This is a genomic window from Lactobacillus delbrueckii subsp. delbrueckii DSM 20074 = JCM 1012 (assembly GCF_001433875.1).
Classification (GTDB): domain Bacteria; phylum Bacillota; class Bacilli; order Lactobacillales; family Lactobacillaceae; genus Lactobacillus; species Lactobacillus delbrueckii.
The window spans coordinates 1-234 of sequence record NZ_AZCR01000174.1 but is presented as its reverse complement, the minus strand read 5'-3'; the positions used below and the strand labels follow the sequence as shown (position 1 = coordinate 234).

The 234-nt window shown below is 53.0% G+C and carries 1 tRNA gene; it reads right to left on the bottom strand.

The annotated features are described in order from the left end of the window. Positions 1-83: 83 nt before the first annotated feature. Positions 84-154: transfer RNA gene (locus tag FD23_RS09005), tRNA-Cys, on the bottom strand. Positions 155-234 lie beyond the last annotated feature (80 nt).

The following is a 234-nucleotide window of genomic DNA, read 5'->3' as shown; positions in this document are numbered from 1 at the left end:
CGTAATGGACACCAGATTTTGAGTCTGACGCGTCTGCCAATTCCGCCACACCGCCATGCTATTCTACTTGGCCGTTAAGCCTAAGGCGGCGATCGGAGTCGAACCGACGATTAAGGTTTTGCAGACCTCTGCCTTACCACTTGGCTACACCGCCGATTATTCTTTTCTGCCCTTCGGCTAGGGCGGTATGTGGGAATCGAACCCACGAATGCTGGATCCACAAACCAGTGTGTT